The organism is Ancylobacter sp. (assembly GCF_965279025.1).
Classification (GTDB): domain Bacteria; phylum Pseudomonadota; class Alphaproteobacteria; order Rhizobiales; family Xanthobacteraceae; genus Ancylobacter.
Genome location: NZ_OZ257132.1, coordinates 3,231,002 through 3,255,255 on the forward strand (window position 1 = coordinate 3,231,002; position 24,254 = coordinate 3,255,255).

At 65.8% G+C, this 24,254-nt stretch carries 22 protein-coding genes, 1 tRNA gene and 1 pseudogene; 17 read left to right on the forward strand and 7 right to left on the reverse strand.

Annotated features, from left to right (window positions below; genetic code table 11):
* The first annotated feature begins 108 nt into the window (after nucleotides 1–108).
* A complete protein-coding gene (locus ACQY76_RS14925; protein WP_428029524.1) occupies nucleotides 109–5,445 on the forward strand; it encodes an alpha-2-macroglobulin family protein in 5,337 nt (1,778 codons plus the stop codon).
* A 46-nt stretch (nucleotides 5,446–5,491) separates the two neighbouring features.
* Nucleotides 5,492–7,564, forward strand: coding sequence for a penicillin-binding protein 1C (pbpC, locus tag ACQY76_RS14930; protein ID WP_428033020.1), 2,073 nt, complete (start codon nucleotides 5,492–5,494; stop codon nucleotides 7,562–7,564).
* Here the strand turns inward: pbpC and ACQY76_RS14935 are convergent.
* Both ACQY76_RS14935 and ACQY76_RS14940 read right to left on the reverse strand, forming a co-directional pair.
* Nucleotides 7,551–7,757 (reverse strand): DUF1127 domain-containing protein, encoded by a 207-nt coding sequence (locus tag ACQY76_RS14935; RefSeq protein WP_428029525.1) that lies wholly within the window; start codon nucleotides 7,755–7,757, stop codon nucleotides 7,551–7,553. The genes pbpC and ACQY76_RS14935 overlap by 14 nt on opposite strands.
* Nucleotides 7,754–8,263, reverse strand: a complete 510-nt coding sequence (locus ACQY76_RS14940) for a hypothetical protein (RefSeq protein ID WP_428029526.1) — start codon at nucleotides 8,261–8,263, stop codon at nucleotides 7,754–7,756. The genes ACQY76_RS14935 and ACQY76_RS14940 overlap by 4 nt, the downstream gene beginning before the upstream one ends.
* A gap of 341 nt (nucleotides 8,264–8,604) precedes the next feature.
* On the opposite strand from ACQY76_RS14940, the gene ACQY76_RS14945 reads away from it, so the two are divergent.
* The 3 genes from ACQY76_RS14945 (at nucleotide 8,605) to ACQY76_RS14955 (ending at nucleotide 9,788) form a co-directional block, all read left to right on the forward strand.
* A tRNA-Gln gene (locus ACQY76_RS14945) sits at nucleotides 8,605–8,678 on the forward strand.
* Nucleotides 8,679–8,799: 121 nt separating this feature from the next.
* Nucleotides 8,800–9,363: an adenylate kinase gene (locus ACQY76_RS14950; protein ID WP_428029527.1), complete on the forward strand. Its 564-nt coding sequence runs from the start codon at nucleotides 8,800–8,802 to the stop codon at nucleotides 9,361–9,363.
* Between the two features lie 173 nt (nucleotides 9,364–9,536).
* Nucleotides 9,537–9,788 carry a hypothetical protein gene (locus tag ACQY76_RS14955; protein ID WP_428029528.1) on the forward strand — a complete coding sequence of 84 codons (252 nt, stop codon included), beginning with the start codon at nucleotides 9,537–9,539 and terminating at the stop codon, nucleotides 9,786–9,788.
* 323 nt (nucleotides 9,789–10,111) lie between these two features.
* Here the strand turns inward: ACQY76_RS14955 and ACQY76_RS14960 are convergent, their stop codons facing one another.
* Complete coding sequence (locus tag ACQY76_RS14960) at nucleotides 10,112–10,510, reverse strand: hypothetical protein (protein ID WP_428029529.1); 399 nt, start codon at nucleotides 10,508–10,510, stop codon at nucleotides 10,112–10,114.
* A gap of 42 nt (nucleotides 10,511–10,552) precedes the next feature.
* Between ACQY76_RS14960 and ACQY76_RS14965 the strand changes: the two genes are divergently transcribed.
* Complete coding sequence (locus ACQY76_RS14965) at nucleotides 10,553–10,849, forward strand: Rha family transcriptional regulator (RefSeq protein ID WP_428029530.1); 297 nt, start codon at nucleotides 10,553–10,555, stop codon at nucleotides 10,847–10,849.
* Here ACQY76_RS14965 and ACQY76_RS14970 read toward each other — a convergent pair.
* Complete coding sequence (locus ACQY76_RS14970) at nucleotides 10,749–11,540, reverse strand: hypothetical protein (RefSeq protein WP_428029531.1); 792 nt, start codon at nucleotides 11,538–11,540, stop codon at nucleotides 10,749–10,751. The genes ACQY76_RS14965 and ACQY76_RS14970 overlap by 101 nt on opposite strands.
* A 28-nt stretch (nucleotides 11,541–11,568) precedes the next feature.
* Between ACQY76_RS14970 and ACQY76_RS14975 the strand changes: the two are divergent.
* A pseudogene (locus tag ACQY76_RS14975) lies at nucleotides 11,569–11,814 on the forward strand (BRO-N domain-containing protein); the annotation flags it as partial.
* A gap of 229 nt (nucleotides 11,815–12,043) precedes the next feature.
* Here ACQY76_RS14975 and rnk read toward each other — a convergent pair.
* Nucleotides 12,044–12,475 carry a nucleoside diphosphate kinase regulator gene (gene rnk, locus ACQY76_RS14980; protein ID WP_428029532.1) on the reverse strand — a complete coding sequence of 144 codons (432 nt, stop codon included), beginning with the start codon at nucleotides 12,473–12,475 and terminating at the stop codon, nucleotides 12,044–12,046.
* Nucleotides 12,476–12,940: 465 nt separating this feature from the next.
* Here rnk and ACQY76_RS14985 point away from each other — a divergent pair, with 465 nt between their 5' ends.
* From ACQY76_RS14985 to ACQY76_RS15025, 9 genes are all read left to right on the forward strand, one after another.
* A complete protein-coding gene (locus ACQY76_RS14985; protein WP_428033021.1) occupies nucleotides 12,941–13,036 on the forward strand; it encodes a hypothetical protein in 96 nt (31 codons plus the stop codon).
* Nucleotides 13,037–13,058: 22 nt separating this feature from the next.
* The gene (locus ACQY76_RS14990) at nucleotides 13,059–13,850 is read left to right on the forward strand and encodes an LEM-3-like GIY-YIG domain-containing protein (RefSeq protein ID WP_428029533.1); all 792 of its coding nucleotides are present in this window, start codon (nucleotides 13,059–13,061) and stop codon (nucleotides 13,848–13,850) included.
* A 102-nt stretch (nucleotides 13,851–13,952) separates the two neighbouring features.
* Complete coding sequence (locus tag ACQY76_RS14995; RefSeq protein WP_428029534.1) at nucleotides 13,953–14,294, forward strand: hypothetical protein; 342 nt, start codon at nucleotides 13,953–13,955, stop codon at nucleotides 14,292–14,294.
* A gap of 117 nt (nucleotides 14,295–14,411) precedes the next feature.
* A complete protein-coding gene (locus tag ACQY76_RS15000; protein WP_428029535.1) occupies nucleotides 14,412–15,233 on the forward strand; it encodes a hypothetical protein in 822 nt (273 codons plus the stop codon).
* Between the two features lie 3 nt (nucleotides 15,234–15,236).
* On the forward strand, nucleotides 15,237–15,419 hold the full coding sequence (locus ACQY76_RS15005; protein WP_428029536.1) for a hypothetical protein: 183 nt from the start codon (nucleotides 15,237–15,239) through the stop codon (nucleotides 15,417–15,419).
* A 542-nt stretch (nucleotides 15,420–15,961) separates the two neighbouring features.
* Nucleotides 15,962–16,372 (forward strand): hypothetical protein, encoded by a 411-nt coding sequence (locus ACQY76_RS15010; RefSeq protein ID WP_428029537.1) that lies wholly within the window; start codon nucleotides 15,962–15,964, stop codon nucleotides 16,370–16,372.
* Nucleotides 16,373–16,989: 617 nt separating this feature from the next.
* Nucleotides 16,990–20,667, forward strand: coding sequence for a hypothetical protein (locus tag ACQY76_RS15015; RefSeq protein ID WP_428029538.1), 3,678 nt, complete (start codon nucleotides 16,990–16,992; stop codon nucleotides 20,665–20,667).
* A gap of 95 nt (nucleotides 20,668–20,762) precedes the next feature.
* Nucleotides 20,763–21,503: a TIR domain-containing protein gene (locus ACQY76_RS15020; protein WP_428029539.1), complete on the forward strand. Its 741-nt coding sequence runs from the start codon at nucleotides 20,763–20,765 to the stop codon at nucleotides 21,501–21,503.
* Nucleotides 21,504–21,750: 247 nt separating this feature from the next.
* Nucleotides 21,751–22,287, forward strand: a complete 537-nt coding sequence (locus ACQY76_RS15025) for a DUF2293 domain-containing protein (protein WP_428029540.1) — start codon at nucleotides 21,751–21,753, stop codon at nucleotides 22,285–22,287.
* A gap of 180 nt (nucleotides 22,288–22,467) precedes the next feature.
* Here ACQY76_RS15025 and ACQY76_RS15030 read toward each other — a convergent pair whose 3' ends face one another.
* Both ACQY76_RS15030 and ACQY76_RS15035 read right to left on the reverse strand, forming a co-directional pair.
* Nucleotides 22,468–23,106 (reverse strand): recombinase family protein, encoded by a 639-nt coding sequence (locus tag ACQY76_RS15030; RefSeq protein ID WP_428029541.1) that lies wholly within the window; start codon nucleotides 23,104–23,106, stop codon nucleotides 22,468–22,470.
* A gap of 157 nt (nucleotides 23,107–23,263) precedes the next feature.
* Nucleotides 23,264–23,581, reverse strand: a complete 318-nt coding sequence (locus ACQY76_RS15035) for a GrlR family regulatory protein (RefSeq protein ID WP_428029542.1) — start codon at nucleotides 23,579–23,581, stop codon at nucleotides 23,264–23,266.
* Between the two features lie 141 nt (nucleotides 23,582–23,722).
* On the opposite strand from ACQY76_RS15035, the gene ACQY76_RS15040 reads away from it, so the two are divergent.
* Nucleotides 23,723–24,178, forward strand: coding sequence for a hypothetical protein (locus ACQY76_RS15040; protein ID WP_428029543.1), 456 nt, complete (start codon nucleotides 23,723–23,725; stop codon nucleotides 24,176–24,178).
* Nucleotides 24,179–24,254 lie beyond the last annotated feature (76 nt).

Consider the following 24,254-nt stretch of genomic DNA (forward strand, 5'->3'; position numbering starts at 1 on the left):
GTGCCGCCGCGCGGGCTGCCGCAGCGACTGCGCATCGTCATGGCGACGTGGCCGAATTCGGCCTATCGTCGCGTCATCAAACAGGCAGTCAGTCACGGAGCAGGTGCCATGAACCCGTTTACTTCGGCCTTTTCATGGCTCGGACACGGGGCTGCCGTGGCGATTCTTGCCGCCGTGCTCATTGCCCCGGCAGGCGCGCAGGCGCCCAAGCCCGCTGCTGCCACGCCGGCTGCAAAACCCGCTGCGGGCGCTGCTGCAAAACAGACTGCAGCGACTGCCGCCAAGCCGGCGCCCGACGCTCTGCCGAAAACCTATGCCCCGCAAGAGCTTGTCGAGGCCGCGCGGCGCCTGCAGGCGCTGCTGCAGCGTGAACGCGCGCCGCTGCCGAAACCCGCCGCCCAGCTGCGCAAGGACGCCGATGCCGCGCTCGCCGCCGGCGACGCGCGCACCGCTGCCGGCCTGTATGGAAAACTGGCGCAGGCGAACCCCGCCGATGCCGGGCTGTGGCAGCGCCTGTCGCGCGCGCTTTCCCGCATCAAGCCGAACGACAATGAGAGCGCCGACACCTTACTGGAGCGTGCGCAGGCCGCCGCCTTCCTGGCCTATCGGGCGGCGACGACGCGCGTGGCGCAGGCGGAGGCGCTGTTCGCCATCGGCCATCTCTATGACCAGCGCTCGCTCTGGCGCCCGGCGCTCGACACCTTCGCCACGGCGCTCGGCTATGCCGACGTGCCCGAACAGCGCGCCTTCTACGACAAGCTGCGCGAGGAACGCGGCTTCCGCATCCTCGACTACAGCGTCGATTCGGATGCCACCAATCCGCGCATCTGCGTGCAATTCTCCGAGCCCCTGGTGAAGGGCGGCAAGGATTATTCGTCCTATGTGACGCTGAGCGGCCCCGGTGGGCCGGTCGACAAGCCGGCGGTGACGGCGGAGGACAGCCAGCTCTGCGTCGAGGGGCTGAAGCATGGCGAAAGCTATGATGTGAAGCTGCGCGAGGGCCTGCCGTCGTCCATCGCCGCCGAGCCTCTGCGCGCCAATGCCGAACTCACCATCTATGTCCGCGACCGCAAGCCCGGCGTGCGCTTCAGCGGCCGCAACTATGTGCTGCCCAGCACCGGCCCTCGCGGGATTCCGGTTGTCTCCGTCAATACGAGCCGGGTCGGCGTCGAGCTCTACCGCATCGGCGACCGCAGCCTGATCCCGACCGCCCTCGACGGCAATTTCCGCCGGGACCTGGCCGGCTACGATCTGCAGGAACTCAAGAGCAGCAAGGCCGAACTGGTCTTTTCCGGCGAGCTGGAGACCGCCTCGCCGCTGAACGAGGATGTCACCACCTCGTTTCCCGTCGACGAGGCGGTGAAGACGCTGGCACCCGGCGTCTATGTGCTGGCGGCCCGCCCGGCCGGCGACGCGTCCAACCCGAACGACGAGTGGGGCACGCGCTCCACGCAGTGGTTCGTGGTCTCCGATCTCGGCCTCACCGCGCTCTCCGGCAGCAATGGACTCACCGTGCTGGTGCGTGGGCTCGGCAACGCGCAGCCCTTGGCGGGTACCGAACTGCGCCTCCTCGCCAAGTCCAACGACGTGCTGGCCACCGCCCGCACCGACGCCACCGGCACCGCCGTCTTCGATGCCGGGCTGATGCGCGGCACCGACGGGTTCGCGCCGGCGGTGATCGTGGCGCAGGCGAAGGAGGGCGACTATGCCTTCCTCTCGCTGGACGATCAGGCCTTCGACCTCACGGATCGCGGCGTCGGCGGACGCGCGGCGCCCGAGCGTTTCGACGCCTTCGTCACCACGGAGCGCGGTGTCTATCGCTCCGGCGAAGAGGTGCATGTCACCGCGCTGCTGCGCAATCCGCAGGTGATGGCGGCCAGCGCGCCGCTGACGGTGATCTTCAAGCGCCCCGATGGCGTTGAGGAGCGCCGCGTGCTGGCCGACGACCAGGGGGCGGGCGGCCGCACGCTGACCTATCCGCTGATGGGCGATGCCATGACCGGCACCTGGCGGGTCGAGGCCTATGTCGACCCGCGCGGCGCGCCGGTGGGTTCCACCACCTTCCTGCTGGAAGACTATGTGCCCGAGCGCCTCGCGCTCGACCTTTCCACCACCGCGACCTTCCTTGCCGCGAACGCCTCCGTAACCGTGGCGGCTGACGGGCGCTGGCTGTTCGGCCCGCCGGCGGCCGGGCTCGACATTCAGGCCGAGGTCGAGGTGCGTGTCGCGGACGCCCGCCCGGGCCTGCCGGGCTGGCGCTTCGGGCGCGCCGATGACGGCTTCACCCCGGTGCGCCAGCCGCTGGCGGATGCGCCGGTGACCGACCCGCAGGGCAAGGCGAGCCTGTCGGTGCTGCTGCCCGCGCTGCCGGCGACCGCCCGCCCGCTCGAGGCGGAAATCTTCGTCGCACTCAATGAGGGCGGTGGGCGCGCGGTGCGCCGCTCGCTCGTGCTGCCGGTGCGCCCGACCGGTGACGGCATCGGCGTGAAGCCACTGTTCGACAAGGCGGGCCCGGGCGAGAACGCCAATGCCGGCTTCGAGGTGCAGGGCTTTGACGCCGCCGGCCAGCCGGTGGCGCTGAAGGGCGCGCAATGGGCGCTCTACCGCATCGAGACGCGCTATCAATGGTATCGCCTCAACGGCAATTGGGACTTCGAGCCGGTCGAATCGATCGCCAAGGTCGCGGATGGCGCGCTTGACCTCGCGGCCGAGGCGCCGGCGCGGCTCAGCGTGCCGGTGGGCTGGGGGCGCTACCGGCTGGAGGTGACCGACGGCACGCGCGCCACCGCGGTTTCCTTCGATGCCGGCTGGGGTGGCGGCGCGACCGCCGACGCGCCGGACCGGCTGGAGGTGGGCCTCGACAAGGCACAATACGCCGCCGGCGACACGCTGAAGGTGAACCTCACCAGCCGCTATGCCGGCTCGGCAACGGTGCTCATCGTCGGCGACGGCGTGCTCGCCTCCAACACCCTCGACGTGAAGGCCGGGGACAGCGCCGTCTCGTTCACCGTGGCGCCGGAATGGGGCCCCGGCGCCTATGCGCTGGCCTTCCTGCACCGGCCGCTGGACGTGGCGGCGAGCCGCAACCCCGGCCGGGCCATCGGCCTTGCCTGGTTCGGTGTCGACCGTGCCGCGCGCGTGCTGGCGGTGAAGCTCGACGCGCCGCAGCTGGCGCGGCCGGAGACGACGCTTTCCGTGCCGGTGCAGGTGACGGGGGCCGGGCAAAGCGAGGCCTATGTGACGCTTGCCCTTGTCGATGTCGGCATTCTCAACCTCACCGGCTTCAAGGCGCCCGACCCGGATGGCTTCTATCTCGGCCAGCGGGCGCTGGGCACGCAGGTGCGCGACTTCTACGGCCAGCTCATCGACGGCATGCTGGGCAGCCGGGGGCGCCTGCGCTCGGGTGGCGACGCCATGGATGCCGGGCTGCAGGCCGAGCCGCCGACGCAGCCGCCGCTTGCCCTGTTCTCCGGACTGGTGAAGCTCGATGCGCAGGGCAGGGGAACGATCGACTTCGTGCTGCCGCCCTTCGACGGCACCGGCCGGCTGATGGCGGTGGCGTGGTCCGGCGCCGCCGTGGGGCATGCGCAGGCCGATGTGGTGATCCGCGACCCGGTGGTGATCACCGCCACCCTGCCGCGCTTCCTCGCCTCCGGCGACCGCTCGACGCTCAATCTCTCGCTGGACAATGTGGATGGCGAAGCGGGCGACTATGCGCTGGAGCTGGTGACGGACGGCCCGGTGAAAATGGCGAGCGCGCCGAAGACGGTGCCGCTCGCCAAGGGCGCGCGGCAGAGCTTCGCCGTGCAGCTGGATGGCACCGGCATCGGCGCGGCGAAGGTCTCGGTGCGGCTGTCGGGCCCGGGTGGGCTCGCCATCGTGCGCGACTATGCGCTGAATGTGCGGCCGGCCTATCCCGCCATTTCCCGCCGCAGCGTCGAAACGCTGGCGCCGGGGGCGGCGCTGACGCTGAGCGCCGACCTTGTCGCCGATCTTGTGCCGGGCCGTGGTGCGGTGAGCGTTTCCGCCGGGCTCGACCCGGCCTTCGACGTGCCGGCGCTGATCGGGGCGCTCGACCGCTACCCCTTCGCCTGCTCCGAGCAGCTGACCAGCCAGGCGCTGCCGCTGCTCTATCTCAGCGAGTTCGGGCCGCCGGCGCGTTTCCGGCTGACCAAGAACCCGGCCGAGACCGTCCGCAACGCCATTGCCCGGCTGATCGCCCGGCAGGGCTCGGACGGTTCCTTCGGCCTGTGGGACGCCGGCGGCAATGATCTGTGGCTCGACGCCTATGTGAGCGATTTCCTCACCCGCGCCCGTGAGCGCGGCCATGCCGTGCCGGAACAGCCCTTCACCATGGCGCTCGACCGGCTGCGCAACGCGCTGGCCTATGCCAGCGACGGCGCCACCGACGACGGCACGGCCTATGCCATCTATGTGCTCGCGCGAAACGGGCGGGCGCCGCTGGGCGACCTGCGCTATGTCACGGACGCCAAGCTCGACGAGGTGAAGAGCCCCTTCGCGCGCGGCCAGCTCGCCGCCTCGCTCGCCATGCTGGGCGACAAGGGGCGGGCGGAGAAGGTGTTCGGCGCGGCGCTGGAAATCCTGCCGGACGCATCCGAGACGCTTACCTCCGGCCGGCCGGATTTCGGCTCGATCCTGCGCGACGCGGCAGGCGTCGCGACGCTCGCCTCCGAGGCCGGCTTCACCGGTACGGCGCGCACCGCCCGCCAGCGCGTGGCCACCGCCTTCATCGATGCCGGCCCGACTTCGACGCAGGAAGATGCCTGGCTGCTGCTCGCCGCCCGCGCGCTGCGCGAGGGGCGCGGCATCGCGGTGGATGTCGACGGCACCGCCCATACCGGGCTCTATGAGCGCACCTTGTCTCGGGAGGAGCTGGCACGGCCGATCGTGCTCACCAATCGCGGCACCGCGCCGCTGGATGTCGCTGTCTCCATCGACGGCCCGCCGGTGGCGCCGGAGCCGGCGGCGGCGAACGGCTTCTCGCTGACGCGCAGCTACTTCACGCTGGAAGGCGTGCCCGCCGACCCCGCCAAGGTGGCGCAGAACCAGCGTTTCGTCGTGGTGCTGGAGGCGCAGGAGATGGAGGCGGCGCAGAGCCATGTGCTGCTCGTCGACCATCTGCCGGCCGGGCTGGAGATCGACAACCCGTCGCTGGCGGTGGGGTCCGATGTCGGCGCGCTGGCCTGGCTGGGCGAGACGACGTCGCCGGCGCATGCCGAGTTCCGCGACGCCTTCTTCGCCGCCGCTTTTGATCGCACGCAGGGTTCGGAGGAGCCGGAGCTGCTGCGCGTCGCCTATATCGTGCGCGCCGTCTCGCCCGGGCGCTACGCCCACCCGCCCGCCATCGTCGAGGATATGTACCGCCCCGGCCGCTTCGCCCGCACGTCGGCGGGCCAGACCGAGGTGACGGGGCCGGCGCCATGAGGAGCATGTGGTGAAGCGCGCGGCGGGGATCGCGCTGCTGGCTGCCATGCTGCTGGCGGGCGGCAGCACCGCCTGGCTCGCCGGCATGCGCGCGGCCGCCCCGCCGCTGCCCCGCGTCGCGCTGTCGGTCGAGGTGCTGGACCGCGAGGGCCGGCTGCTGCGCCCCTTCGCGCTGGCGGATGGGCGCTGGCGGCTGAAGGCGGAGACGAGCGACGTCGACCGGCGCTATCTCGACATGCTCGTCGCCTATGAGGACAAGCGCTTCTGGCAGCATGGCGGGGTCGATCCGCTGGCGCTGCTGCGCGCCGCCGGGCAGGTGATCCTGCACGGGCGCATCGTCTCGGGCGGCTCCACGCTGACCATGCAGGTGGCGCGGCTGCTGGAGCCGCGCGAGGGCAGCGGGCTCACAGCCAGGCTCGGCGCCAAGCTCGCCGAGATGCGTCGCGCGCTTGAGCTGGAAGCGCGGCTGAGCAAGCGCGAGATCCTGGCGCTCTATCTCACCCTGGCGCCCTATGGCGGCAATATCGAGGGCGTGCGCGCCGCCAGCCTGGCCTGGTTCGGCAAGGAGCCGCGCCGGCTCTCTCTGGCCGAGGCGGCGCTGCTGGTCGCCCTGCCGCAGGCGCCGGAAGCGCGTCGGCCGGACCGCCATCCCGCACGCGCGGCGCGGGCGCGGGACACGGTGCTCGCGCGGCTCGGCGAAGCCGGGCTGTTCGGGGAGGCGGAGGTGGTGTTTGCCGGCCGCGCGCCCGTTGCCGCCCGCCGCCTCGCCTTGCCGATGCTCGCCGCCCATGCCGCCGAGGCCGCCCGCCGCGCGCGCCCCGCCGCGCCGGCGCACCGTCTCGCCCTCGACGCCTCGGTGCAGGCGCGGCTGGAGGGCCTCGCCGCCGAACGGGTGCGCGAGCTCGGCAAGGGTGTGTCGCTGGCGCTGGTGATGGTCGACAATGCCAGCGGCGAGGTGCTGGCGCGGGTGAGCGGGGCCGATCCGCTCGACGCGGAGCGCGCCGGCGCGGTGGACCTGACGCGCGCCGTCCGCTCCCCCGGCTCGACGCTGAAGCCCTTCATCTACGGCCTCGCCTTCGAGGATGGCCTCGCCCATCCCGAGACGCTGATCGAGGACCGGCCGGCGCGATTCGGCGCCTACCGGCCGCGCAATTTCGACCGCGACTATCAGGGCACGGTGTCGGTCCGGCAGGCGCTGCAATTGTCGTTGAACGTGCCGGCGGTGGTGCTGCTGCAGGCGGTGGGGCCGCAGCGGCTGGCCAGCCGGCTGGGACAATCGGGGTTCGCACTCAAGCTGCCGCCGGGCGAGGTGCCGGGTCTGGCGGTGGGCCTCGGCGGCGTCGGCATGAGCCTCGACGCGCTGGCGGGCCTCTATGCCGGCATCGCCAATGGCGGGCAGGCGCACGGCTTGCGCGACCGGCTGGATGGCGGCGCGTCCGAGGTGGAGGACGTCCGCCGGCTGATGAGCCCGGTCGCCGCCGCCTATGTCGCGCAGGCGCTGGCCGGCACGCCGGCGCCGCACAACGAGCGCCCGGGGCGCATCGCCTTCAAGACGGGAACGTCCTTCGGCTATCGCGACGCGTGGGCGGTGGGATTTGACGGGCGCTGGACGATTGCCGTGTGGGTCGGGCGGCCGGACGGCCAGCCCGTGCCCGGCATGATCGGGCGCGAAGCCGCGGCGCCGATCCTGTTCGATGCGTTCGCCCGACTGGTGACACGACCCGTGCCGTTCGGCCCGTTACCGCGCGAGGCGCTGGACGTGCGCAACGCCGAGCTCCCGCTGCCGCTGCGGCATTTCGGGCGGATGGCGGGGAAGGAAAATGGGGCAGGGCCGCTGATCGCGTTCCCGCCGGATGGCGCCAGCCTCGACCGCGAGGGCGACGAGCCGCTGGTGCTGAAGGTGAGCGGCGGTGCCGGCCCACTGACCGTGTTCGTCGATGGAGTTCCGGCCGGCCAGCCCGCCCGTGCCGCCACGATGTTCTGGCGGCCGGCGGGCACCGGCTTCGTACGTCTGACCGTCATGGACGCTGCGGGTTCAACCGACAGCGTCACCTTGCGTATTCGCGGAGCGGCCGACCAGGATGGCGGCGCTCAGCCGGGACGTCTCAGCGGCCGTTGACAGCGGCGCGGGCGATGTCCTGGCGGGTCAGGCCACGCTTGGCGAGGGCGGCGTCCGAAAGGCGGGCGAGAGCCTCGTAGCGCTGGGCGATGCGACGGCCTTCGCCAACCGCTTCGAAGAAGCTGGTGACGGTCTCGACAACGCGGGAGAAGAAGTCCGGCGAGGTGTGGTGGGTAAGGGTCGTGGTGTTCATCTGAGCCTCCAGTATTCTGTATGCCAGTGAATATAGAGGCTCTGTGGCGGCGCAAAAGACGAAATGCTGCATGGCAGCACTGAGGTCGGCGCATGCCTCGTTTCGACCCTTAACCCGGCCTTAACCGTTCCAATGGCGATAAATTCAACCAAAAAGGTTGATACGTGCCGAGTTATGCTGAATTCGTGCCCGTTTTTTACGCCTTTCGACGCGTGAGCCATGTCGAAAACGACGGGCGATGCGGCGTGCCGTTTTCCCGGGGCCGTCATGGAGCAGCGGCCGGTAATCGCGGCATCGATTGCCCGGCAATGCCGGATGAGAGTCAACTGATAAGCAATGAGGCGGCGAAGCGAGTTGTCGATCTCGTAGAACAGGCTGTTGGCGACGAATCCATGGATCGTTGCGTCGAGGGCTGTCGGGCCCGGGCCGAAGACATAGCCGTATGCCGGAACCAGACGGCACGAAATGCCGAGGTCGGCCTGCCGCGCCAAGCCGAGGATTCGCATGAGTGGGCGCGGGTTGTGCCACCTTGCCGGCGTGGCGGCACGGTCACATCAACGAGCGCACCGGTTCCGACCCGGCCGCCCCGGCCGCCGTTTCGGGCGACAGCGAAAGCAGCGGCACGAGCGGCCGCAAGAGTGGCGGCAAGAGTGCGGTGAAGGCGGCGGTCCGGGTGCAATCGCCGCTTCATCCACATGCGGGCGCGGCCGCCCGTCGAAACTATGCGCGAGGGGGTAGACCGGGCCGGCGGGAGCGTTTATAGAGCGCGCCACTGCCGCTGCCGCCGCGATCCGACATCACCTGTCGCCGCGGAGGGCCACGGAAAGCGCCGCCCGCGGCGCTTCGGTGGGGGATAGTTTAACGGTAGAACTGCGGACTCTGACTCCGTTAGTCCTGGTTCGAATCCAGGTCCCCCAGCCACCCCAGATAAGTCTTTGAAATCAAAGGCTTTAATCTGCGGCTACACCCGCCAAATACACCCACGAATACACCCGCAAGCCTACGCGCTTGATGAACTGATATGGCTTTCTCGGAGGGAGTGATGACCCGACGCCCGCGTATCTATGTCATGGGGGCATCGTGTTCAGGCGTTTCCACGCTGGGGAGTGCTTTGGCTGCCCAGCTTGGGGTGCCGCATCTCGATGTGGACGACTTCTACTGGATGCCAACCGATCCTCCCTACAGCATCAAGCGTCCCCCGGAGGATCGAGTTCGCCTCATCACGCAGAATCAGAATGGGGCCGAAGGTTGGGTCCTCACGGGGTCGTTCATCGGCTGGGGCGACGCGCTTATTCAGGTCGTTGATCTGATCGTTTTTCTTTGGACGCCCACGGAGATTCGATTGCAGCGGTTGGCCGCGCGGGATGCGGAACGGCACGGTGCGCGCATTCTGCCCGGCGGCGATATGCATGAAGCCCACCGCGCATTTCGTGATTGGGCATCGCGATATGATGATCCCTCGTTCGAGGGGCGTAATCAGGCGCAGCATGAGCGCTGGTTAGCCGATCAATCCGCGCCGGTGCTTCGCCTGCAAGGTGAACGCCCCACGGAGGAATTAGCGCAGTCCGTTGTTGAGGCGCTCTCCGGCCGCACTCTCCGCGACTGATCGAACGGGCTGAGCGCCTGCGTGGGCGCGAAAGGGCGGTCTCTGCAACGAGCTTGGCGACTGCGCGCGCCATCCGGGGCATCTGGCGAAAGTGTCAACCCCGCAGGACACACTTTCCCTTCTTGTTCTCTTTTCGTTCTCATGCTTCGATCCGGGCGCGAGGAGAGACCGCCATGCAGACGAAACCCGACAGCACCCCCGAAGAGCAGCCTGACGCCCCCGAGGCGCCCGCCTTCGACATTACCGATGCGGACATAGACGAGGTGATAACGGCCTGCTCAGGGGACCCTAGGGCGGCCATCCGCGCCCTTCTGATAGGCCAGCAGTTCCTAGAGGCGGCGCTTGAAGAAGCCCGCAAGGAGGCGTCTTGGGGCTATGTGAGGGGACGGCCTTCGCGGTGGACGAAGGATGCGCCGGAAGGGTGAGCTGAGCCCCGGAATGATTCTGAGGGACCATCCGTGGCGCGTGGTGTTCCCTGAGGCGGAGGTGAACCACGACCACATGCGGGGCGCCGGGTTCTATCGCTCACATGCAGTGCGGAGCGTGGGGCGCACGAGGAATGGTTTGCGGGAGGTGCTCATATGCTTTGCTGACAGGGCCGATGCAGTGGCGTTTCAGCGGCACGCGGGCGGGGTCGTGGAGGGGCCTTCACTCGCTGCACTTCATTGGGATGAAGACGGCCCCGCGCGGCCCACTAGCGGCCCCTAGCCGAAGGGCAGAGCCTCTTCGGGGCCGCCTGAGGGGGCTCTCAGTCGAGCTGCGAACACCTGCCAATGGACATGAACGGTGTATGCGGGCTGTCGCCGTCCACGTACCCCTGAAGAAAAAACTCTTGGAATCTCAATGTGTTAACGTTCATCAAGAAGCCCCTTATGTAGCCCCCGCAGCGGACATGTACGCCCTCTCGAAAACACTCTGACGGTGGTTTTTTGACGCCGAATTCCGACACCTCGTAGCGCCCCCGCCCAGTGGCTTTGACCAACAGCTTGTCCTTGATTGTGACGTTGGCCGCCTGCCAATGGCCTTCCCTAAAGGCAAAACCCTGCCTCATGTCGGGAATGCAGACGTAGCTCTCCGCGACGGCGCTCTCGTGCAGCGCGCAAAGCATAAGCGCCGCTACCGCCACCTTCAAACCCACAAATGCCACTCCATCCCCCTCAGAATTTGAGAGGGTTATCTCGCACAAGGAGTGCCCATCACCAAGCTAAACGGCCCGGTCTCTTCGTCCATCGGGCTCAATTTTGAGCTGGTTGATTATCGAGACGCGAAGGGCGAGCTGCGGCCCGCCTATGAGATGACCCGCGACGGCTTCACGCTCCTCGCGATGGGCTTCACCGGGAAGCCGGCGCGCGCCTTCAAGGTGGATCAACAGCATTGCGGCCTGCTCAGAATGGAATTTCATCGTCAAGTTCAGCCAACTTGTCCGGGGCGGGCAATTCTCTTGGCTTCTCCGGTGCAGGGAGAGTCTTTGCCTCGTCCTCCTTAGCAGCCCCCAGCAGCCGAGAAATGGAGTCTACCCACTTCCGCCACGGTTCCAATTTCTCTCCCATCTGCCCCGCGACAGATGCTGCTTCAAGAAGAAACGATGCAACAACATCGAATCGTGCGCGCGGGCGCTCAATTTCTGTAGCTAGATCGCTAATTTTATTTAGAATAGACTCACGTTTCCAAATTGGTATCTCTAGTTTATTTGCAAGCTCGAGAAGTTTCGTGAGGTAATCATGTATATCTGATCGTGTATTTGCGTCGAGGGGGACGGAGTATTTTTTCGCTCGTCGTGAATGCTTAATTCGCAAAGTCAGCGTGAACTTTTGGGCCGAGGCGGCAAAGTCGCGATAATCGGCGTAATAGTTATCTCTGTCGAGTTCAATATTCTTCCATTCTTTGGGGCCTACGTCTAGCGCCTCGGCCGCTGCGCAGGTGTCAGTCACATAGTCGGTGTAATAATCTTGATAGGGACTGGTATTATTGTTTCCCTTATCAATTCTTTCCTGTAGTTTTTCTCGGAAAGCTCGTTCCAAATGAAGGAATGCTAACTCTGGATCCTCAGGCAAATCAAGATAATCATCATCTGAGATCATGCCAAAACACCTTAGCGGAAGATGCTCGCACGTCAGCACAATTTGCTGTTGATGCGCAATCCTACCGCGCTCGATTTCATCACCCGCAACGACCACCTACCGCATCCGCGTGGTGCCGCTGGAGGTGAACCCGTGGTTCCCCTTGGCAGACTGCAACCGCGTTATTCGTCGCGCGCAGGGTGGGCGGAAGCCCGTGTTCATAGGTGCGGACGAGCGCCGGACGATCCGTGAGATGAACGGAGTTCTTCTTAAGGGACACGGCCTCCTCGTTGTCTCGGAGAGCGGCCTCTACAAATACATCATGCGTTCCGACAAGCCGGAGGCTCGGGAGTTTCAGGAGTGGGTGACGCGAGAGGTTCTCCCCACCATCCCCCAGCGCCGGGGGCGCCTGCAAGACGGGCGGCTACGTCCTTCGGGGCGCCGACCGGGCGACCGTGGGCGAGGGCACGGTGGCCGAGATGCCGGACGTTGGGGGAGGCTTACGGGTCCTGTAGAGGGAGGGAAGGTTGTCCCCTAAGGGGCGACGCCCTCACCATCGCCAATATCAACGACAACCCCGCCTCCTCCACACGGCCCCGGAAAGCCGGCCATCCGCCCCCTCAGGAGTGCGCTTCAGCCAAATCGCCGCTGACAGCCTCCTCGTCCGCCTCCACGCTGACGACCGTGAGCGTGTGAACAGTGCCATCACGAGCCGTCCACTTCATCGACTGCCCCCCAGAAAGCCCGATCAACGCGACCCCCATGGGCGTCATCACGGACACCTTCCCCGCCAAGATATCCGCCTCTCCGGGGAGAACGAGCGTCACGGTGCGGTCGTCCCCGTCATCCGTGGTGAACCTGAACCGCGAGCCGAGGCGCACGAACGGGGAGCCGGGCTTCTCCGGGGCGACAACCCGTGCACGGTCCAGCTCGGTGTAAAGCTCTTCGGCAAGGTCGGGATGGCTGGTCGCATAGCTGTCCGCGAGCTTCGTCAGGCGAGCATGGTCGTCGCGGGTGATGTGGATGGCCGGCTTGCGGCTTGCGAGCGTCATTGAAGTCTCCAATTGAGATGAACGCAGAGCGCGGCGCGCGCTTCGCGTGTCATTGGTCCGATGGTGTGGAATTGTGCCGCCTAGGGCGGCTTCGCGGTCTACAGCCTGTGACCACGCGCCCCGGTACTAGGGCGCAGGACGGCCCAGCCGGGGGCTAGTGTCCCGCGATGGGACACACCCGAAAGTGCTGATGCTGTGCGCGCGCAATAGTCATAGCCGGAAATTGGGGGCTGCCACCGCCAAAGTCAAATCTCTGCCGTAGCGGCAGGCGGGAGAGGCGTTCTGTGCCCCATGGCGGTAGAGCAGGGCGGCGCTTTGAGGCGGCCGGGTGGCACCGAGACACTCGACATCGACCACCCGGAGCGGGTGCACCTACTTGGAAGCACCCTAGTGGATCACTTGGGTGCCCCTCTCCGTTTTGGTTCTGCAACCTTCCTCACCCGCGCGGGCGTTCATCAGCTCCTCATGGCCTCCACCAAACCGGCCGCTAAGGAGTTCCGCGAGTGGCTCGCGGCGGGTGGCGCGCACAAGGGTAGCACGCTAGGAGTGGCGGTGCCCTGATCCGCACGTAGGAGAAAGCCCCGTGTCGCTGCTTACACTGTCAGATCAGCCGACGTTCTTTCCCGATGAGGTTCAATGGCGGCTCGGCATGTACGTGTACCGGCTGGTCGATCCACGCAAGAACGAGACCTTCTATGTGGGTAAGGGGACCGGGAACCGGGTCTTCGAGCACGCTCGCGGTGAGATAGAGCCTGATCCGGAGGCGCTTCTGCCGCCCAAGCTCGACACCATCCACCAGATAAAGGCGGCGGGGCTTGAGGTCGTCCATCTCATCCACCGCCACGGCCTTACCGAGACGGAAGCATTTCTCGTGGAGGCGTCGCTCATAGACGCCTACCAAAACCTCACCAATGCCGTTGGCGGCCATGGTTCGGGTGAATTCGGCCTCATGACGACCAAGGAAGTCATGATCAAGTTCGGCCTCCCTGAGCTTTTGGAGAACCCGCCGCACCGCCTCGTGTTGATCAACATTCGGAAGCTCACCGCACGCGAAAGCCAAGAGGATATCTACCGGCTGGTCCGCTACTGCTGGCGGATTAACAAGGTGCGCGCAGAGCGCGCAGACTATGTGCTGGCGGTTCTAAGGGGCGTCGTCCTTGGAGCCTACAAGGCCCATCAGTGGCTCCCCGCGACGCCCGAGAACTTCTACCCCGATATTCCCTATGCGGACGGCTCGGAGGCGCATCGCTTCGGATTCAAGGGGGACAAGGCGCCTGCTGACATTTGGGAGATGTACGTGGGGCAGTATGGCAAGCGCATCACGCAGCCAGAGCTGCGGCATGACCAGTACCCCATTCGTTATTGGCAATGCTGAGGGGGCTGAGCGCGACACCGCGTGAAGTTGCGGATTCCGCGCCTTGACCCTGAATCCCCTTGGATTCATACAGTTAGGGCACGCTAGGGGAGCCGCTCGGGGATGCCGAAGATAGCCACGGATGACCTTCTCAGGTCCCTCATCCAAATCCGTGAGACCTTCTCAGAGATGCCCCTGCCGCTGGCGATAATGCTCCTCACGGTCGCGGAGAGGGAGGGCGCCACGTCCTCCGAGATAGGCCGGCGGGTTGGCGTAGGGCGGCAGTATTTCCGGCAGCTCCAGCGTCTCGGAAGTGGTGACTACACGGGGCCAGGACTGAACCTCGTGGCGGCACTCCCCCATGAGGATGGCCGGGCGGTGGCGATACACCTCACCAAGGCGGGGAGGCGGGTTCTGGAGCATATCGAGGGCGGCGGCAGCGGGAAGAGCACGGCGCGGAGCTGATGCCGATCCATCAGCATCGTGAATCCAAATGGCGGATGGATTCCAAAAACTCGTTGGACGGCAGATTCTCGACGCCATTACTCAGGTGCCCTCACGTCTCCATAAAGGGCTCCTCCGATGACCTTTCGTGCCGCCTCCGATGCCCCCGCCACCACCGAACAGCCCCATACGGCGGAAGGCCCGGCCGCCCGTGGGCGCTGGTATGAGCATCGATCCCTGCGCATACCGGGCATCGGTGGCGTTGTGGCCGAGTGGTGGCCGAAGGCTGAGGGCCCCTTCTTCGATTGCTGGAGTGACGGTAGGGGCGATTTGGAGCTTCGCGCCGGACGCCTCCATATCCTGCTTCAGCGCCCGTGGTCGTTCCTCAGCGCCGATGAGCGGGGGGCCTACATCGCCGCCACGTGCCCGACCCCTCAGCGGCTTGGGGTATCCGTGACCCTGCCGCTTATCGGCGGGGCGTTCTTCGACTGGAACTTCTACCGGCAATCAGCCGCCGTGACGTGGCGTGATTTCTTCTCGCTCGACCTTCAACGGGCGGGCTCCATTGAGATTGGATGCGGGCGCGCGACGATCCAAGCCGACCTCTCGGAGCCGGCCTATCACTGGCCTCGCGCGGCGCGGCTGGCTGCCTCTGTGCCGTGGTTCCTTCTCGGCTTGCCGCTGCTCATCGCCATCGTGCTCTTTGTGGCGCTTCTTACCGCCCTCACTAACCCCTTCCGGTGGCGGCTGAAACGCCTTGCCCTGCGCCTCGCGTGGAAGATACGGCCGGAGCAATTGGATACCAAGGCACGCGCGTGGGCGACGAAAGCGAGCGACCACGAGGAAATGGTGCGGCTCTATGTGGCGCGCGAGGCTGAGCGGATGGTGGCCGAAGAGGCTGCACTTGAGGCTGAGGTAGAGCGCCGCCTCGCTGAACGCCTCGCGGCCGCTGGAGCGTGACCCATGAGGGACCTCATGGAACGCCTCGGGTCCTTCGGGATGCTTGTTCTCGTGCTCGGCTACATCGCCAGCGCGCCCCTCGGGATGATCTATTGGGGCGCGAAGGGCTGGCTCTTGGGCGTCGTGCTGTCGCTCATCCTGCCGGGCTATGGGCTCGTGAGTACGATGTTTGGGGTGCTCGGGTGAAGGGAGAGAAAAGGTGGAGACGTCTCCACCTTTTGTAGTGACAGAAAAGGTCTGGACGTCCAGACCTTCCAGCAGCCGATGGCTAACCCCCCACTATCGATGTTCTCGGCCTATCGCCGCTGCCTGTCACAAACATGAGCCGCCGATGGGCTGTTTGTAGTGTCATGAAAATGATCGGCGTCGAGCGTTTCGGTGATGTCGTGCGCGCGCGACATGCGTGACGCTTTCCTTGCCACTACAGGCATCGCGATGCATGAAACGGTGGGGCTCCATCGTTTTGGTGCCACTACCACCAACGCTCTGTAGTGACAAAATAGGCGCAGCACGCTGCACCTTTCATGACACTACAGCGGCGTGGGGAACGTGGACCCCCACATTTCCTCTGACACTACGATGGGCAGAAAACGGTCCTGCGGGGCCAGTCCTGTGACACTACGGGGATAACGATGTTCGTCAGAACGCGGAAAACGCCCACCGGCTCAACAGCAACTACGCTCATGGAGTCATACCGCTGCCCGGAGACTGGCCGACCTAGGCACCGCGTGATTGCCAACCTTTACGGTGCCCCCAGCCTATTTGAGGCCATCGTCGCCATCACAGGCAAAGTCTCAAGCCGCGCAAAGTGGGTTGAGTGGCACGAGAACAAAGTCGTGATGGCCGAAGCGGAAGTCGAGCGAGTGCGAGCGCGGGGGTATCGCTGGCCCTCGCGGGAGGAACGCGCGGTCAGCGGATGCAAAACGGGCTTGAAGGAAGCGCTCGCAGCAAAAGCGAGAGCCGAGGAGCAACTGGCAGAGTTGCGGCGGGTGCATCTCGTCCACTTCGGCCCGGTGGATGAGGCAGCCGTTCAGCGTTCCCTTGACGAGCGCCGCGTGACCAAGCCGAGTGAGGTAGATCAATTGGACCACCTCGCTCAGGAAATCCGAGAGGCACTGAACGGCGCACGTAATTCGTAGTGCGTGGCTGTCGTGGCAAAAAGGTTGCGGCGACGCGACCTTTGTAGTGACAGAAAAGGTACGGACGTCCGTACCTTTGTAGTGATAAAATAGTTCTCAGCGCCGAGAACTTTTGCGCCGGCGCACTCCCGACCTAACACCCCACTATCGGCAGACCCGAAACGCCGGTGTCGAACACCGGCTGACACCCGTCTGTCCCGGCTCCTCGTAGTGTGCGGGCGCCACCTCCTCAGTCATTCATTCTAGCCGTCGCGGAGGTACCTGTAGGTTCGAACCGCGCTCCTTATGGCTTTGCACCATTCGGTAACGACGCGAGCTGAAATGAGTGCCACACGCAGCACGGCATAGACCGCCGAGCAGGCCAGAATGATCAGGCTAAGAACTTCCAATAGACTCCTCAAAAGGTTCGGGCTCGTTCACGCGGGAACGTGAACTCCATCCGAAGCGGTTGAGCATGGAACCCATGAGGGCAGGAGGCGACGCCCACCGCCCTTCTCCACCACCTCCACGACTCTTTCAAGTTCCCCTCACGCCCCCGTTCAGCACCCCTGAGCGGGGGCTTTTCTATGTCCGGCCGGTCCCCCTCGCGACCGCCTAACGAGCCCCTGAACATCACCATGAACAACGAACTCGCAGACGCCATCCGCGCGTCGTCCCAACGCCTCGGGGTGGACCCCATCCACCTCGCCACGGCCATGTCCTACGAGACGGCCGGCACCTTCGACCCGTGGAAGAAAGGCCCCACCACGAAATGGGGCGAGCATCGCGGCCTCATCCAGTGGGGCGAGCCGCAGCGCGCCAAGTACGGCGTGTCGCAGGGCATGCCCGTCGCGGCGCAGGTAGAGGCCGCTGAGCGCTATCTGAAGGACGCCGGGGTGAAGCCCGGCATGGGCCTCCTCGACATCTACAGCGCCATCAACGCGGGCGGGGTGGGCCTCTACAATCGCTCAGACGCCGCCGCTGGTGGCGCTCCGGGCACCGTCAGGGACAAGGTGGAGACGCAGATGGCCGCCCATCAGGCCAAGGCTGCGGCCCTCCTAGGCGGCACCTATACGCCCTCCAGCGCCTCAGCGCCCGACATCCGGATGTCCGACCGTTCCCCCACACGGCCCATCACGGTCCCCGAGCAGATGGCCGCTGAGGCCGCTCCGGGGCCAGGTATCGGGGAGACCGCGCTCACCGCCGCCCGCGAGCACTCCCTCACCGGGTGGCTCGTCACCAAGCCGTGGCTGATGCCCGATGACCCCGATTTTCAGATGACCGATGAGCGCCTCAAGGCCCTCACGCAGGGCATCCCGAGCGACCGCTGGAGCGCCTTCGAGAACGCCTACTCGGCGGACCAAGCGGAGTCGATCCGGCGCGAGCTTATCGCTCAGATGGACCGGCAGCGGACGCTCTCCGAGGCCGGCATCACGGGCGCTCTGCTCTCCGTGGGCGCAGCCATCGGGGACCCCATCGGCATCGGCGTGGGTGTCGCCACGGCGGGCACCGGCAATGCCATCATGTGGGGCACCAAGCTCTCCCGCATGCAGCGCGTCCTCAGCGCCGGGGTGGCCGGGGCGGCAGTCAATGCCGGCCTCGCGGGTGCGGAAGAGAACCTCAAGCCGAACCCGGAGTGGGATGCGGTACTCCTCGCCGGGGCAGGCGGGGCGTTCCTCGGGGCGGGCTTCGGCGCGCTCTCGAAGATGCCGCACATGACCGATGAGGCGGCGGCCCTGAGGCAGCTCTCCAAGGAAACCGTGGAGGAGGTGGAAGGGGCCTACGGCGCCGTCCCGCTGCGGACCAAGGACAGCTCGGTGGGTGCGGCTTCCTCAGGGATGGAGCACAGCTCGATCCGCATGGATGCGGCCGATTACGTCCAGCACGCGAACCCGAAGAATGCCCCGCAGGCGGCCATGGGGAAGGTCCGCTTTGACGCCACCGGCCGGGCCAAGATGTCGAAGAACCCGCTCACCCGCATGTTCGCCAACGTTCTCGGTGAGGATGCGGTGGGCAGCGCGAACAAGGCGGACGCCACCATCTACACCGCGATGGAGGACCAAGCCCGCATCGCCCGCAAGATGGATGCTCGGCTCTCGCAGGAGCACGAGACCGCCTATCGGGCGTGGGTGAAGGAGAAGGGCTATGGCCTCAGCGAGCGGGACCTCGCCCGGCAGACGTTCAATGAGGAGGTGGCCCGCGCGGCCTCCTCGCTGGACCCCTCGGACAGCTTCGACACGCATGTGGTGAAGGCCGCGAAGGGCACGGAGCGGTTCTTCCACGACTACCATGCGATGGCGAGCGACCCCGGAGCGGCTATCGGCCTTGCCGGTCAACTCCGCCCGGTGGCCGGCTTCGGTCCCGGCGCGCCTCCCGCGAAGGGCTACCTGCCGCGCATCTTCGACTACGCCAAGGTCACGACCAGCTATGCCCGGCATGGCCTCCCGGCTCTCACGGAGGCAACCGCCGCAGCGATGCGCCGGCTCAACCCGGACATGGCGCCCGAGCTGCTCGACAAGGTGGCGCGGGGCTATGTGAGGAAGATGCGGGAGCTGGCCTATGGCGGCAACATCCGTGCCCATGGGGCCTTTTTCGGCAACGACCTTGAGGGCGTTCGCGGCCTCCTCAGCGACCTTGACGGGCTTTCCCCGGATGACGTGGAGAACGTCATGGCCCAGCTCACACGGCCCACGGACAAGGCGTCGGTGACGCGCGCGAAGCATCGCGTGCTTCTCGACGAGAACCTGCGTCTTGCGATGCCGGACGGCACGGTGACGAGCTTCGCGGAGCTGTTCCTAGAGCGGGACGTGCAGAAGCTCACCCGGACCTATAACCGGCAGATGTCGGGGCGCATCGCAACGGCACGCATGCGCGTGGAGAATGCCGTGGACGGTGAGCGCCACCTTCTCATTGACGGCATCACCCATGACGGGGAGTTCGACACCCTCATCACCAAGGTTCGCGCCGTGGCGGCCGAAGTGGGACAGGACCGGGCGGAGCTGGAGAGTGACGTGAACCTGCTCACCTATCTCTACAAGGGAACGGTGGGCATCCCGGTGCACGACCAGAACACCGGCATGGCGACGGCCGGGAGGCTGGCGCGGGACTATGGCCTCGCCCGCGTCCTCGGTCAGGTGGGCTTCGCTCAAATTGCCGAGCTGGGGAACATCTTCGCCTCCTCGGGGGTGAAGGCGGCCATCGCCTCCATGCCCGGCTTCCGGGTGCTCTCGCGCGATGCCGCTACGGGAAAGCTCGGCTCCGCCATCGGACAGGAAATCGAGGCCATTTGGGGCTTCGGTGCCGAGCGGCTCCGCAATGCCGGCAACTGGCGCCAGAGTGGCGACCCGGAATGGGGCACGCAAGCCGTCACCGCGCCGTGGGTAGGGAAGGTGGAGCGCGGGCTTGGTGTCGCCAAGCACACGACGCTTGAGGTGTCCGGCCTGAACGCGATCAACACCGGGCTGCATCGCTGGTCCACCAGCTCCATCCTGCACTGGTTCTCCCGCGCGGCATCGGGGGAGACGATCATCCCGGTGCAGCGGCTCCGCTCGCTTGCCCTGACAGACGAGATGGCGGAGCGGGTCTTCAGCCAGATGCGAACCCACCGCACGCTGGTGGACGGCTCGTCCTTCAAGCTGGAGCGCATCAACCTCGACAAGTGGGACGACCTTGAGGCCGCCGCTCACTTCGAGAGGGCCGTGGACAAGCGGGCGCGGCGCATGGTGCAGGAGAACTCGCTCGGCATGCTGGCGCCGTGGATGTCACACCCGGTGGCGCAGGTGATGCTCCAGTTCCGCACCTTCGTCATCGGTGCGCACTCCAAGCAGCTCCTCCACAACATCCACATGTGGGACCGGGAGAGCGTCTCGGTGTTCCTTGCGACCACCTTCGCGGGGGCCATGGGGCACATAGCGCAGACCGTGGCGAACGCTCCGGCGCTGTCCGAGCGGCAGCTTGAGGAGCGTCTGTCCGCCAAGGGCATCGCCTTGGGCGCCTTCCAGCGCACGGGAATGGCCGCCCTCGTGCCGATGCTGGTGGACACGGCGGCGCGCATCACGGGGCAGGACCCGGTGTTCTCCAGCCGCTCCACGGGCCTGTCCGCGAGCATCTTCGGGAACCCGACCATGGGCCTCGTGGACGACCTGCCGAACGCCGTGAGCGCCATCGTCGCGCCGTTCTCTCAGGGGCGGCAGATGTCCCGGCAGGAGATGCGCGCCGTTTTGCGCCCGCTCATCTGGCAGAACACGCTCCCCGTCACGACGCTCTTCGGGGCGATGTCGCAGGGCCGGCCGGAGTTCGCGCCGAAGGCGAGGTGAGGGCGGGATGAACAAGACCCCAAGGCGGTGTTAAGGCGCCGCCTTGGGGTTAGTATTGGTCACTGCATTGCCATCGATTCGAATGGGCGTAACCCATGAAGCCGCGCATTTTCATAGCCTCGTCAGTCGAGAATCTTGACATGGCATATGGCGTTCAGGAGAATCTTGAACATAGTGCCGAATGCACAGTATGGGATCAAAATGTATTCGTGCCGTCGAAATACTCCATCGAATCGCTGGTGGAGGCTCTCGATGCCGCGGATTTCGGAATCTTCATTTTTGCGCCCGACGATGTGCATCTAATTCGCGATGAAAGCAAAATGACGGTGCGTGACAACGTCATTTTTGAACTAGGAATGTTCGTAGGCCGGCTTGGCAAGGAAAGGAATTTCATCCTTATCCCCCGAAATGCACAGGATTTAAAGCTTCCAACTGATCTGCTTGGATTGACGCCTGCACTATATGATGCGGATCGACAGGATGGAAATATTGCCGCTGCGTTGGGGCCGGCGTGCAATCGTATCCGCAAAGCCGTGAGCAGTCTCGGAAAGCAAGATGTCCCGCCTGTAGATGCCGTAAATCATGAACCTTTGATATCTGACCCTAACGACTGCATTTCGCTTCTAGAGTCGTGGATGGGTGCGCGTCCATCCAGCGACAACAAGAGGGCGATTAAGTTTGATGATGTGGACCGAGAACTGCGCTTGGAACCGGGCTCGGCCCGCACCCATATTGAGACTGCTGCCCGCAAGTGGAATTACCGCGTTGTGCGGCGCGGACAAGACACGATCATGTTCGAAGACATACCCTACGAAAGGGGCTCGAATTACTTCTGAAATTTGGGATATCGTGAGGATGTTTCCGGGTAATTTGCTGGAGAAATCTGAGCGCCCATCTGAATAAGAGGCGGCGCGCGATACCCCCCTCGGGGGCCTCCCGTTCCGCATTCTGACCCCTTTAGGGCCGCCCCTGCGAGCCTCATATACGGCCGCTCTGTCCCGGCGCTCCACATCGTGCCCGGCACCGCTCCCGGTCGCTGGTGAGTCAATCTGACTCGCCCTGAGCACCTTCCTCGGTGTCGCCTTGCGCGGCATCCTCGCGGGCATCATGACACCCTACACGCCCGCCGAACCCCAGCCCCAACGCGCGCCGACCGAGCCCGCCCCGGAGCAGCGCGACGCGTTCCTCGATCAGCTCCGCACCTACCTCGCGGCCATGTACCCCTCAGCGGGCTACAGGACCCGCCGCAGGATACTCAGACGCGCCCGCAACAAGGGCCATTACGGCCGCCTCGGGGAAGTCGCGGGCATCCTCGTGAGCAACTATGTCCGGCACGAATGCACGGACTACGAGCGCCTCTTGCGGATCAATGGCGGCAATGAGGGGCTCACGCGGGAGGAGGCCCGGATGGTCGTGGCGCAGGAGGTGGAAGACATGGCGAACCGTTGGCGCCAAGGCTCGGCTGAGACCGATGAGGGCTATGCCCAGCTCCGCAGGCAGCTCAGGGAGCGGCGCCGCAAGAAGGGCAAGCGCAAGGACAATGCGGGCGTCATCGCTACGCAGAACGCGGCCCTTGCCGAGTACCTGAGGGGATGGCTGGAGCGGCAGGCGCCGGCCTAGGTTCGTTTCCGACCGTGTTGTGGGCGCGGGTAATGTACCTCAGCGAAACTCACGACAAACCAAAGGCCAGCCTGAAACGCCCCTTACGGGTCCAGTAGAGGGAGGGAAGGTCCATGCCTATAGGCGCCGGTGCCGGCCGGGGAGGGGTTCTTGGAGATGGTCCCCACCATCAACACCACCTCAGAGGCCCCAAGCCTCCAGCGCCTTCGCCTGTCCAGCAGGGTCGTCCTTGATCCGGTAGACCGTCTGCCGGGTGAGGCCGGTGTGCTTCGACACGTCGCTCACGCCCGCGCCCTGCGCCAGCATCTCAGCCACGCGGGTGAACTGTTCCCGGCTGAAGGTCGGCTTCCGCCCCTTGTACTTGGTGGCCCCCTCAGCGGCCTTGGCGTGGGCAATGCCGGCCTTCTGCGCCTCCTTGGTCGCCTCTGCCTGCGCCTGTGCGGTGGCCGCCATGAAGCCTATGAGGGCGTCTCTCACGGCCATCTGCACGGGGTCCTTGGTGGCCCCGTCGAAGGTCATGGCGTTGATGATGGTCTTCACCACCACGCCCCGGCGCATGAACTCGCGGATGGTCTCGGTGACATCGGCGTAGTTGCGGCCTAGACGATCCACCCAGCGGACCACGAGGGTGTCCCCGGAGCGCAGCACGTCGAACAGGCGGCGGCCCTCGGGGCGCTCCCTGAGGGGCACGGAGACACCCGACACGCCGTCATCGGCAATCACCATGTCAAAGCTATAGCCGGCCGCTTCGGCCTGCGTGCGCTGGTGGGCAAGGGTTTGGTCGGCAGTCGAGACGCGGGCATAGAGGATGGTGGACATCGGCCTCTCCGGTGTCGGCAAGGATGGTGTCCGCAGATAAGATGTACGTAGACTCGATGTCAACCCCAGCGGACGGGGTTTCTGGCGTCGCCAGAGATGTACGCTAGGGCATACCTCAGGGGTCGTTTAAGGCGCCCCTGAGGAAGCCGAACAGCCCCTAAAGCTTTTGAAGTTCGGCAGTGAAGGGCACGCCGGGTGCTGCCGGCGCTGAGCCCTGAAGACGCAGATGCCCCGCTGAGACTTCGCCATGGAGGTTGATAGTCACGTTATCCTTGCCAAACACCGAGTCCAGCCCGTGCGTATGCCTGCCAGTCGAAACGGTGGCAGTGAACTGATTGCCGTTCAACGAATACGTGCCCTTGTAAAAGAGGGCGCTGTCGCCGCCTTCGATTGTCCCTTCCCGAAGAACCACCACGCCGGCACCAGCGCCCAAAGGCGTTGCGAACTGAACCTTGTAAAAGCCATCGAGAGACATGCTCGTTCCCCTTGGTTAGGATGAGCTATGTAGGTGGGTGGGTGCCAGTCGCACACAAGATGTAGATCGGCGATTTTTATCTGCAATTTCGAACTTCTCGTATTCGCCTTGATTACCCCATCATCTGGAGACCACCGCATCATGACCGATGCCACCCCTATGCACGCCCCCACGTCCCCCGTCCTCCACAAGCTGCCCTTCGGTGAGAAGACCATTCGCGCCACCCGCCACCCCGCTCATGGCCGTATGCTGATGGCGCACGATGTCCTCCTTGCCATCGGCTACACCCCGAAGCCCCCGCACGGTGCCCGGCCCATTCTCGCGGGCCTCAAGGTCTCCGATGCGAACCGCATCACGCTCACCCGCGAGGACTTCGACACCACCGAAGGCCGCCCCGAGCCGACCTTTCCCAAGGCCACCTTCCTCACCCGCGCCGGGCTGGATGAACTGGTGGCGGGTGCCGCAGCGAAGAAGGTGAAGACCTTCGGCCCGTGGATGGTGGATGTGATGGAGAACGGCTCCCCGAAGAGGAAGCCCAAGCCGGTGCCCGAAGTGGCCCCGGAAGTCGCGCCTGAAGGGTTGCCTTGGGAGGAGTGACAGGCCCGGCGCGATGCCCGGCCAACCCCTCACTATAGGAAGCCCCCAGCGGCCTCAGGCTGCCGCGTGGACGGCC